Source organism: Heyndrickxia ginsengihumi (assembly GCF_011008565.1).
Lineage (GTDB): Bacteria > Bacillota > Bacilli > Bacillales > Bacillaceae_C > Weizmannia > Weizmannia ginsengihumi.
The window spans coordinates 88,262-99,347 of record NZ_JAAIWK010000011.1; the positions used below are offsets into that span (position 1 = coordinate 88,262).

General features: G+C 37.5%; 9 protein-coding genes and 1 pseudogene. 7 read left to right on the plus strand and 3 right to left on the minus strand.

From position 1 onward, the window contains the following. Window positions 1-13: 13 nt before the first annotated feature. Both deoC and deoR read right to left on the minus strand, forming a co-directional pair. Complete coding sequence (deoC, locus tag G4D61_RS08620) at window positions 14-673, minus strand: deoxyribose-phosphate aldolase (RefSeq protein ID WP_035353393.1); 660 nt, start codon at window positions 671-673, stop codon at window positions 14-16. Between the two features lie 134 nt (window positions 674-807). Then, window positions 808-1,755, minus strand: coding sequence for a DNA-binding transcriptional repressor DeoR (gene deoR / locus G4D61_RS08625; RefSeq protein ID WP_163173744.1), 948 nt, complete (start codon window positions 1,753-1,755; stop codon window positions 808-810). 476 nt (window positions 1,756-2,231) lie between these two features. On the opposite strand from deoR, the pseudogene G4D61_RS08630 reads away from it, so the two are divergent. From G4D61_RS08630 to G4D61_RS08660, 7 genes and pseudogenes are all read left to right on the plus strand, one after another. Next, a pseudogene (locus G4D61_RS08630) lies at window positions 2,232-3,454 on the plus strand (gluconate:H+ symporter). Window positions 3,455-3,605: 151 nt separating this feature from the next. Further along, on the plus strand, window positions 3,606-4,676 hold the full coding sequence (locus G4D61_RS08635; protein ID WP_025727225.1) for a DUF871 domain-containing protein: 1,071 nt from the start codon (window positions 3,606-3,608) through the stop codon (window positions 4,674-4,676). Beyond that, the gene (murQ, locus tag G4D61_RS08640; protein ID WP_025727226.1) at window positions 4,676-5,563 is read left to right on the plus strand and encodes an N-acetylmuramic acid 6-phosphate etherase; all 888 of its coding nucleotides are present in this window, start codon (window positions 4,676-4,678) and stop codon (window positions 5,561-5,563) included. The genes G4D61_RS08635 and murQ overlap by 1 nt, the downstream gene beginning before the upstream one ends. Window positions 5,564-5,582: 19 nt before the next feature. Continuing rightward, on the plus strand, window positions 5,583-7,058 hold the full coding sequence (locus G4D61_RS08645; RefSeq protein ID WP_163173734.1) for a PTS transporter subunit EIIC: 1,476 nt from the start codon (window positions 5,583-5,585) through the stop codon (window positions 7,056-7,058). Window positions 7,059-7,064: 6 nt separating this feature from the next. Next, the gene (locus G4D61_RS08650; protein ID WP_025727228.1) at window positions 7,065-7,928 is read left to right on the plus strand and encodes a MurR/RpiR family transcriptional regulator; all 864 of its coding nucleotides are present in this window, start codon (window positions 7,065-7,067) and stop codon (window positions 7,926-7,928) included. A 310-nt stretch (window positions 7,929-8,238) separates the two neighbouring features. After that, window positions 8,239-9,258: a zinc-binding alcohol dehydrogenase family protein gene (locus G4D61_RS08655; RefSeq protein WP_163173736.1), complete on the plus strand. Its 1,020-nt coding sequence runs from the start codon at window positions 8,239-8,241 to the stop codon at window positions 9,256-9,258. A gap of 234 nt (window positions 9,259-9,492) precedes the next feature. After that, a complete protein-coding gene (locus G4D61_RS08660; protein ID WP_163173738.1) occupies window positions 9,493-10,722 on the plus strand; it encodes an MFS transporter in 1,230 nt (409 codons plus the stop codon). Window positions 10,723-10,977: 255 nt separating this feature from the next. Here G4D61_RS08660 and G4D61_RS08665 read toward each other — a convergent pair. Then, window positions 10,978-11,086 (minus strand): IS3 family transposase (locus tag G4D61_RS08665; protein WP_163173740.1); only part of this gene is annotated, 109 nt, incomplete at its 5' end.

The following is an 11,086-nucleotide window of genomic DNA, read 5'->3' on the forward strand; positions in this document are numbered from 1 at the left end:
AGTAGGCCTCCCCTTATTTTATCGAATATTCTTCATTCATAATCTTGACACTTGCACTTGCACCGAGTCTCGTCGCACCTGCTCGAATCAATGCTTTCGCATCTTTCAGTGTGTGGATGCCTCCAGAAGCTTTCACTCCCATTTTCTCACCGACTGTTTTTCTCATTAATGCCACATCGGCTACGTTTGCACCTCCAGTTGAAAAGCCTGTCGATGTCTTCACAAAATCTGCACCAGCCTTCTTTGCTAATTGACAGGCACGTACTTTTTCCTCATCGGTAAGTAAGGAAGTTTCAATGATGACTTTCACAATGGCTTTATTTTTTGCTGTATTTACTACTGCCCGTATATCTTCTTCGACAGCCTGATCATCCCCCTCCTTTAAAAGCCCAATTGAAATAACCATATCTACTTCACTTGCGCCATTTGTGATTGCATCTTCTGTTTCAAACACTTTTGCAGCAGTTGTAGTAGCTCCTAATGGAAAGCCAATTACTGTACAAACTTTTACATCGCAGCCCTTTAATGCTTCAGATGCAAATGGGACCCAAACAGGATTGATACATACGGAAGCAAAATGATATTGCTTAGCTTCTGCGATTAATCTTTCAATTTCCTCTTTTTTTGCATCCGCTTTCAAAATAGTGTGATCGAAGAATGTTGCAAGTTCCATTCATTCTACACTCCCTTTCCGTTTTAATCTTCTGAATATGACTTTAAAATAACACTGATTTGAACGAATGTAAATATTTATTTTTACTTTTGTTCATATTTTTTCACAAAAAAAGATATGTCTGTTCAACATATCTAATATGATCGCTCTTCCAATAGTGCTCTAGCAGTATATTGATCGGTGATAAGCGTGTTTGCATATCCTGCAATTAATGCAGTTCGAATAGCGGGAATTTTTCTTTGGCCGCCTGCTACAAGAATGCTCCGTTCTTTTTTTCGCAACTCATCCAATTCAATGCCAATTGTACGATTATTTATTGCCTCATTACAAATATTTCCATCTTTATTGAAAAAACGGGAACAAATATCTCCTACCGCATTTTGCTGAAGTAATTTTTTTTCTTCTGCATTTAGGTAGCCGAGTTGAAACAGCAGTGCATCATCTAATACGGTTCCAACTGTGAAAATAGCAATATTTGCTTGTTTTCCTAAATCAATGATCTGTCTCATATGACTATCGTTTTCTACCATTTCTTTTATTTCAGGACGATCAAATATAACAGGTAAAGGTAAGTAACGAGAAATGGTATTAAATGCTTCGGCAATACGATGAACAGTTTCATATGCATAGTTATTTACTCTAGCGTGGGTCACTCCGCCTTTCAATTGGACTACTTCTACGCCATGTACTTGTTTTGCCTTTAACTGTGATGATAGCGAATACATTGTTCTGCCCCAAGTTACGCCAATAATATCTCCATCTTTTACGACATCAAATAGGAAATTGGCACCCACTCGCCCAAGATGCTTGATAATCTCATGATCTTTATTTAAAGGTGTATAAGCTATCCGCACTTGGTCTAATTTATATTTCTTTTTTATCTGATCGGATAACACATCCATATCTTCTAATGGGTCGTAAATGTGAATGCTCACATAACCCTGGTCTTTTGCATGTTGAAGCAATCTCGAAACTGTCGGTCTTGATAAATTCAAATGATCTGCGATTTGTTGCTGACTATAGTCCGATTGATAGTATAACCGAGCAACATCAATGCTTAGCCGATCTTTATCAGAGTCAATCATTTTACTCCCCCCTTTTTTAAGGTGCCTGACCCCTTTTGTGCGATAAAGCACAAAAGGGGTCAGGCACCTTTAATATTTATAAGTGTTAGTGCATATCGTTTAATTACAGTTTATTTTATAACAGTAAATGAAATCAAGGGAGGAGATGAAACTATTGGCTCACTTAGAGGAACAATCGTTTTCAATAGAACGATAGAACAAGTGCTCATGCATGGATGGTTGTTCTGGTTTGTAAGCGTTTTACGACCCTTTTCGGAGTTGTTATTTGAATAGACAACATTTGATTAAAGAGAAAGGAGGTGTGGCTGTTGAGCAACTGGTCATAGAATAATAGTTTGCGTTTTTGCAATGAAGATTCGTGTGTCTTGTTGTAACAATGTGTTTGGGAGGGATGAACGATGAGCATATTTTTGTCATTTTTATGGGTCGCAATTGGGGTTATATTACTACTATTTTTAAATTTGAAATTTAAAATGCATAATATTTTAGCGCTCATTTTAGTAGCTTTAGTCGTGGCGTTACTTGAAAAAATGAATACTGCTGAAATTGCTTCTACGATTGAAGCTGGTATAGGAAGTACAATGGGTTCCCTTGCTTTAATTGTAGTTTTCGGGGCAATTATTGGCAAATTAATGACAGAGTCTGGGGCATCCCAACGAATTGCAACAACGATTATTGATAAATTTGGTTAAAGTATTTGCAATGGGGGCTCGTTTTAATTGGTATTATTTTTGGAATGGCAATGTTTTATGAAGTTGCCTTTCTTATTGCGGTACCGCTAGTGATTAGTATAGCAAAAGAAGCAAACATTCCTTATATGAAATTGATCATTCCGACAGTAACAGGAGCTACAATGGGGCATAGTCTTTTTCCGCCGCAACCGGGACCTATGGCACTAGTGTCAGCGTTTCATGTAGATGTTGGTCAAGTTTATATATTTGGATCAATTGTCATTATCCCTGCTGCAATTTGTGCAGGTATTATTCTGCCAAGATTTTTAAGAAATCTTGAAACATTGCCATTAGCAAATATATTAAAAGCTCCTAAAAAATTTACTGATGAAGAAATGCCAAGTTTTTCGATTAGCTTGTTGATTCCGTTAATCCCAGCAGTGATTATGGTCATTTCTTCAATTGTAAAATTTTTTACAGATGAACATGCGCGCGCATATAAAATTGTAGCTTTCTTTGGAAGCGCAGAAGTTAGTATGCTGATCGCTGTTTTAGTAGGGATGTATGTGTTTGGTATTCGCAGAGGAATGAAAGGGCATACGATACAAACTCATATGACAAAAGCAATATCAGAAGTGGCAAATGTTATTTTAGTCATTGCTGCAGGCGGTGCGTTTAAACAGGTTATTGTTGACATAGGCGTAGGAAACAACATTGCGAAATTAATGGAGCATAGTAGTTTATCACCTCTTATTTTAGCTTGGCTGCTGACTGCATTTATTCGTATTCTTACCGGGCAAGGGGCTGTTTCTGCGATTACCGTTGCTGGCATTATGGAGCCAATGATTAGTAGTTTTAATGTGAATCCAGTGCTAATGTTGTTAGCTATTGCTTGTGGTAGTAACACCATCACAATGATGTATGACGGAGGTTTCTTACTATTTCAGCAAACATTAGGTATATCAATGAAAGATACATTTAAAACATGGGGGCTGCTAGAGCTGGTAAACTCTGTCGAAGTATAGGTGCCTGACCCCTTTTGTGCAATAAAGCGCAAAAGGGGTCAGGCACCCTAAAAAATGAAACAAAATTTCTTTTTTAAATAATATTTCGTTTTTTGTTGAAATTACATTTCGTTTTTAATATAATGAGGGCAACGAAAGAGGTGATAATCGATTGTTTGGATTTTCTGTTTACCTTAATGAAGATTGGTCGCACGAGCAGGAGAATTATATTAGTAAAATGGCTGATATTGGATTTGAAGGTATTTTTACTTCCCTCCATATTCCGGAAGATGATGCCTCAAAATATCGTGAACGCTTAATGCCGTTGTTAAGTATCGTGAAGAGGAAGCATCTAAAATTGATGATCGATATTTCGGGGGATGCGCTGAAACATATTGGGCTTTCAATAGATTGTCCTGAAGAGATTGTAGAAAGTGGCATTTATGGCTTGAGAATGGATGACGGTATTGGGCTAGAAGCAATTGCTAATCTTTCAAACTATCTTACAGTCGGTTTAAATGCAAGTACATTAACGGAACAGGACTATATTCAACTCGAAAAGTATCATGCTAATTTTAATCGTATGGAGGCTTGGCATAATTACTACCCTAGACCCGAAACAGGCTTGGATGAAACGTGGTTTCGAAAAAAAAACGAATGGCTAAAATGTAAGCGTTTTAATATTGTTGCTTTTGCACCTGGTGATAAGATATTGCGTTCACCACTATATGAAACATTGCCAACTTTAGAGATTCATAGACATCAGCAGCCTTTGACATCATCATTATCGCTTCAAAGTGATTATATCGTTGATCATGTATATATCGGTGATCCTGGGTTGTCAGATGAAGCATGCAGCCAGTTTATTCATTATCTTCGACAAGACGTCTTGCTTTTGCATGCAGCCAATATAAAAAAGAAATGGCGTCCGTACATTTGCAAAGAACATCATAGTCGCATGGATGTTGCGAAGGCTGTTATCCGCAGTGAACAGTCTCGAGTATTGAATAAAAATGAAGATATTCCGCCTGAAAACACTGTGAATAGAAGGAGAGGGAGCATCACAATCGATAATAACCGATATAAGAGATATAAAGGGGAACTGCAGCTTATTAAACAAGAATTACCGCCAGATGAAAAAGTAAATGTGGTTGGACAAATTACGGATAAAGATCTGCCATTACTCGATTTTATCCATGCAGGTACAAAGTTTAAGATCGTTGATACCCAAGGAGGAGCATGATGGATTTAGAAAAACTTACTACAGAACAGCGTAATAAAAGTACAATGAATTTAGACACATTATCAACTATTGATATTTTACGGTTAATGAATGAGGAAGATCAGAGCGTTCCTCTAAGTGTAAGAAAAGAATTGCCGCAAATTGAGAAAGTTGTTGAAGCAGCGAAGCGATCCTTTCAACAAGGCGGGCATTTAATATATATTGGCGCTGGTACGAGCGGGCGTTTAGGGGTACTTGATGCCGCTGAATGTGTACCGACATTTAGTGCAGATCCATCGATGGTACAGGGGTTAATTGCAGGTGGAATTTCAGCAATGACAGTAGCCGTTGAGGGGGCAGAGGATTCTTTCATGTTAGGAGAGGAAGATTTAAAAAGAATCCATTTAACGGAGAAGGATACTGTGATTGGTATTGCTGCTAGCGGCAGAACGCCTTATGTGATTGGTGCTTTAGATTACGCGAAAAAGGTGGGCGCAGCAACAGCGAGCCTTGCCTGCAATAAAGATGCAGAGATTAGTAAGCATGCAGATATTAATATAGAAGTTCAAGTTGGTCCGGAAGTGTTAACGGGATCCACGAGGCTGAAATCAGGTACAGCACAAAAATTAGTTTTGAATATGATCTCTACAGCTGCAATGATTGGGATCGGGAAAGTGTATAAAAATTTAATGGTAGATGTGAAGCCGACAAACAGTAAATTGGTAGAACGTTCAAAATCTATTATTATGCAGGCAACTGATTGTAGCTATGAAGAGGCAGAGCAAGCATTCCGTGAAGCAGATGAAAATGTGAAATTGGCAATTGTTATGGTTTTAACCAACCTCTCAAAAGAGGAAGCGAAACAAAAATTAGATGAGGCGAAGGGGTTTATAAGAAAAATTATATGATGGAGGGGGAAGGATTAAGATGGCTGAATCAAAAGAACAAAGATTGGCGCGGGAGATTTATGAGAATGTCGGCGGCATTGGTAATGTAGCAAAAGTGATTCACTGTATGACTCGTGTTCGCATGACGATTAAGGATGAACGTAAGGTCAATTTGAACGGTCTTAAAGCTGTTGATGGTGTTTTAGGAATTGTTGAGGATGAAACTTTGCAAGTAGTTGTCGGACCAGGTATTGTTAACAAAGTTGCAAACATCATGGTTGCTGAAGCTGGTGTTAAGCTGGGGGAAACCTTTCCGGAAGATTTGCTGGATCAGTCAGTATCAGAAACGGAGCCGACCTTAACAGATCGTCAAAGAGTGGAAGCAAAAGCGGCTGAAGTAAAGGCGAGAGAGAAAGCAAAACATAATAACAATTCAGCATTCAAGCGCGTGTTAAAATCCATTTCAAATATTTTTGTGCCATTGATTCCAGCCTTTGTCGGAGCCGGTATTATTGGTGGGATTGCAGCCATTTTTTCCAATTTGCTAACTGCAGGCACAATTGGTCACGAATGGACATCAATCGTCACTACACTAAACGTGATTAAAAATGGTCTGTTTTCCTTTTTGGTCATTTATGTTGGGATTAATAGTGCTAATGAATTTGGTGCAACGCCAGGTTTAGGCGGTGTTATCGGTGCTGCTACACTTTTGACGGGAATGGATCCTAAAGCCCCGTTAATGAATATTTTTAATGGAGATGCATTGACAGCTGGTCAAGGCGGGATCATTGGGGTTATTTTTGCGGTCTGGATATTGGCGCTTGTTGAAAAAAAGCTGCACAAAATTATTCCAAACTCGATTGATATTATTGTGACACCTACGATTGCGTTATTAGTGATCGGACTTTTTACGATATTTATTGTTATGCCTGTCGCAGGTGTTGTATCTAGTGCACTTGTAGGGTCAATCACTTGGGTATTAAATGTTGGCGGTGCTTTCTCAGGATTTATATTAGGTCTCTTCTTCCTGCCGATGGTTATGTTTGGATTGCACCAAATTTTAACACCTATTCATATTGAAATGATTAATAAGACAGGTGTTACGCTACTTTTACCAATCTTAGCGATGGCTGGTGCGGGTCAGGTTGGTGCTGCTTTCGCTTTATGGGTAAGATGCAGGGAAAATAAAAAATTAGTGCAATTAATAAAAGGAGCACTTCCAGTTGGAATTCTCGGTATTGGGGAACCTTTAATATATGGTGTAACATTGCCTTTAGGACGTCCGTTCATTACAGCATGCATCGGCGGCGGTATTGGCGGTGCGGTGATCGGCGGAATTGGAAATATTGGTGCCATAGCGATTGGACCAAGTGGCATCCCTTTAATTCCTCTTATTGCAAATGGACATTGGATGGGATATGTTTTAGGCTTATTGGCAGGATATGTTGGCGGATTTTTAGTGACATTCTTCTTTGGTGTCCCTAAAGATGCCCGGAAAGAAACGATAGCAAACTAGTTGGTGATGATTTTGGAAGAAAATATTATTTTGCAAATAAAGTCTAAATTAAATGAGCTTTCTAAAACAGAAAAGAAGCTTGGGGAATATATTCTTCAACATTCTGTGGAAACAGTAAACGATAATACAAGTGAATTAGCAAAGAAAGCAGGCGTTAGTCCAGCAACCATCGTTCGATTTTGCCGCTCTATTGGTTTATCAGGTTTTTCGCAATTAAAAATTCGTTTATATGCTGATTCCTCCGCAGTAGATGAAGACTTGTATTCAGATATTACCCCAAATGAAGATGTAGCGCTTATTGCTGATAAACTAGCGTTAAGATTTAATTCATCTATTTCACAGACCGCGAAGTATTTGGATACAGGTAATATTGAAAAAATTTCTGAAATCATTGATGTTTGTACGATGATTTATGTATATGGTTTAGGGGCTTCACATGTTGTGGCTGATGATTTCACACAAAAATTTTCTAGAATCGGCAAGCCTGTTGTGAATACGTTAGACCATCATTTATTAAGCTCTGCGTTAATAAGTGCGAATGATCATAGTCTATTTGTCGCAATATCTAACTCGGGTGAAACGAATGAAGTAATCAAATTAACAGAAATTGCAAAACAAAAGCATCTCTATACGATCGGTATTTCTCAAAATGCGAGTAGCACATTGGCACAATTAGTTGATTTTCCTATCATTCATCATGGCGGTGAAGCCGTAATGCTGCGAAGTGCTGCTACAACATCTTTAGTTTCACAATTATTTACGATCGACGTCTTGTATTATGCCTATGTAAATAGACATTCGCAGAAAATATTACAAATGTTGAAAGACTCAAAGATCAACATTCAAACTTTTTTTAAAGAAAATAGTTAATGCAGGAAAAGACCGCAACATTTTCATGCATACATTTTCAATTAAATAATTGCTTAGGAAGTGCTTAAGATGCCTGATTCTTTTCATATAACGTGAAAAGAAGCCGGGCATCTTTTTTTATAGAAAAATAGTTCCATATCATCATTTTATTTAATGAAGAGCATAATCTTAGGAATGAGATAACTATTGTCTCACAGATATTAGGGGAAATAGCACTTTTGATTTATTTGAATCTAAAAGATTATTACAGTTAAGTTTTTACTGAAGTATGAAGAGATATGGATAAATAATGTAGAAATTGGGTGATGGAATGAAAACGGTTAAAGTAGAAGAGCCATTTAAGCTTATAATCGAGGAAATGGAAATTCCACAGATCCGTTCTCCAAAAGATGTTCTTGTGAAAGTAAAACGGGTGGGGATTTGTGGTTCGGATCGACATATTTATCATGGAACCAATCCTTTAGCTATTCTACCAAGAATTATTGGACACGAGGTTGCAGGCGAGGTTTTTGAAGTAGGGAAAGATGTTACAAGTGTAAAAAGAGGCGACCATGTAGTTGTGGAACCGATTCGCTATTGTGGTAAATGCTATGCCTGCCGTAAAGGAGTTCCAAACGTATGTGAGTCATTATCTGTTTTTGGAGTACATGAAGATGGTGGTTTAAGAGAATGGTTTGTTCTGCCTGAAAGACAATTGCATACTGTTGATCCAAATCTTTCATGGGATGAAGCAGTTTTAGCAGAGCCATATACAATCGGAGCACAAGCTGTTTACCGTGGCAATGTTAAAGAAGGAGATACTGTTCTTATACAAGGAGCTGGACCAATTGGCATCTGCATTTTAAAATTGGCGAAATTACACCACGCAAAAGTAATGGTAAGTGATATAAACAGTGAAAAATTATCATTTGCTAAAGAGAATGGTGCAGATGTAATTGTGGATGTTTCTCAAAAAGATGTACTGAAAGCGGTCGATCTTTGGACAAAAGGGGAGGGTGCGAATGTAGTCATTGACGCAGTTTGTTTACCACAAACGTTTGAGTTGTCTCTTCAAGCTGCTTCTGTTGCAGGAAATGTTGTTGTACTTGGTTTTGACAATAAAGCATCAGCAATTTCACAGCTACCTATTACACAGAAGCAACTGACTATTGCTGGTTCAAGACTACAAACCTATCAATTTCCTAAAATCGTAAAATTACTGAATGACGGAAAACTAAGAGAAAATGGATTAATTACCCATAGGTTTTCTCTTAAAAAGGTGCAGGAAGCTTTTACTTTTATTGATGAACATCCAGATCAAGTTAAAAAAGCAATTATTGTGTTTGATTAAGTAGGATGTTTTACGACGGTTGAAACTGTTTTCTGTTGAAATGACAAAGCTAACGATTGAATCATTACAAATAGATAAAAGGAGAAGAGATTGTGAATAAGGTATATGGGGGTTAAACTTACTCTTCTCATTAAAGGGATTATCTTTTTTTTAAGCAGACACTATTAAGTTATGAAACATAAAGAATAAACAGTGGTCAATAATGAGAAAACGCTATCAAAAGGAGGCTTGCAAATGTTTACAAAAGATAAATTACCGGTGATTATATTGTTATTCTTGGCGGGAATTATTAATTATTTAGACCGCTCTGCGCTGTCGATCGGAGCTCCATTTATTTCTCACGATTTATCCTTAACTGCTACTCAGATGGGCATTATCTTTAGTAGCTTTTCAGTTGGATATGCTATCTTTAATTTTATTGGCGGCATGGCAGCAGATAAATATGGTGCAAAGTTAACGCTTTTTGTAGCGATGGTGGTCTGGTCGTTATTAAGTGGTGCCGTTGCCTTGGCTGCTGGTTTTGTAAGCCTAATTTTAATACGGATATTCTTTGGAATGGGGGAAGGTCCACTTTCCACCACGATCAGTAAGATGGTGAATAATTGGTTTCCCGAGAAGCAAAGGGCCTCTGTTGTTGGATTAACAAGCAGTGGTACACCACTAGGCGGTGCCATATCGGGGCCAATTGTCGGATTTATTGCAATTTCTTATAATTGGAAGCTCTCGTTTATTTTTATCATGATTATTGGTCTTATTTGGGCATTTTTTTGGTTTAAGCTTGTGAAGGAAAAACCGAAAAATGTTGTCATATCCTCTAAGATACAAGTGGTTTCACAGGATAGAAGACCATTGAGCTATTATTTAAAACAAAAAACAGTTTTATTTACTTCTTTTGCTTTCTTTGCCTACAACTATATTTTATTTTTTTTCTTAACTTGGTTTCCGAGTTATTTAGTAGAAGCTCGAGGATTAGATGTTAAGAGCATGAGTGTGATTACTGTTATACCATGGATATTAGGTTTTGCTGGATTAGCTTTAGGAGGATTTGTATCAGATTTGGTTTTTAAAAAATTCTCCAATAAAGGCGTATTATTTTCAAGGAAAATTGTGCTCGTGACATGCTTATTCATATCTGCTATTTGTATTGGAGTAGCCGGGGTAGTCACTACAACAGTCAGTGCGGTTACTTTAGTAGCCCTATCGGTTCTTTTCCTTTACTTAACAGGTGCTATATATTGGGCGATTATACAAGACGTTGTAGAATCAAGCAGTGTAGGCTCCGTTGGTGGCTTCATGCATTTCTTAGCTAATATTGCTGGAATCATTGGTCCTTCTTTAACTGGTTTTATCGTTGACAAATCTGGTTCCTTCTCGGGTGCATTTTTATTAGCCGGGGGATTAGCTGTTCTCGCATCACTATCGGTTATTTGGTTTGTTCGTCCAATTATTCATAAAAGTTCATGAAGGAGAAAACATGGATGCTATAATTTAAGCAAAAAAGCAATTTTGATCGTATGAAAGAGTTGTCGAACTTGAAATCTACTCATCAATCCACTCCTGTTAGTGAAAGGCTAGATGTTTCCCATGTTCTTTGTATGAGTTAAATCCATCTGCAATTAGCATTTCTACATTAAAAACTGGATATATCATCTAAATAAAACCTATCCCATTTACATGCCCAAATGAAGTGACCCCTAAAAGTTAGACACAGTTATTTTATTAGGCAGCCTGTGTAAAATGAGTTCGGTATTGTACCGGACTCATTTTTAATTTTGCCTTGATCCGTTTCGTATTATAGTAATTAATATATTTTTGTAATTCTACTTTA